Raw genomic sequence first — 302 nt, 5'->3', positions numbered from 1 at the left:
CGCTGTCGGCGGCGATCGCCGCCGACGCGACAGTGTCGCCACTCACGACCAACGCCCTGATTGGGCGCAGCTACCGGAAGAACCGATCGTCTAGTGACTGATTCGCTGGAACAGACCTACGTACTCCAAGTGCTGTCCAGGCTGCTCGGAGTACCATCTCGCAGAACTCTGTGAACGGCCACTTCCAGAGGCGGCGCCCCCCGCGGCGGGGCGCCGCCACGTACTGCCAGTGCAGATACCGCCAGCTGTTCTGGAGCAGGAGACTCACCACAAACATCACCAACCGCAGGCCAGCGTCCTGT

1 pseudogene is annotated in these 302 nt (G+C 63.9%); it reads right to left on the bottom strand.

Annotated features, from left to right (window positions below):
• Window positions 1-70 precede the first annotated feature (70 nt).
• Window positions 71-302: pseudogene (locus C448_RS03145) on the bottom strand (ISH3 family transposase); the annotation flags it as partial.

Source organism: Halococcus morrhuae DSM 1307, assembly GCF_000336695.1.
Lineage (GTDB): Archaea > Halobacteriota > Halobacteria > Halobacteriales > Halococcaceae > Halococcus > Halococcus morrhuae.
This window is presented reverse-complemented; position numbering and strand designations above follow the sequence as displayed.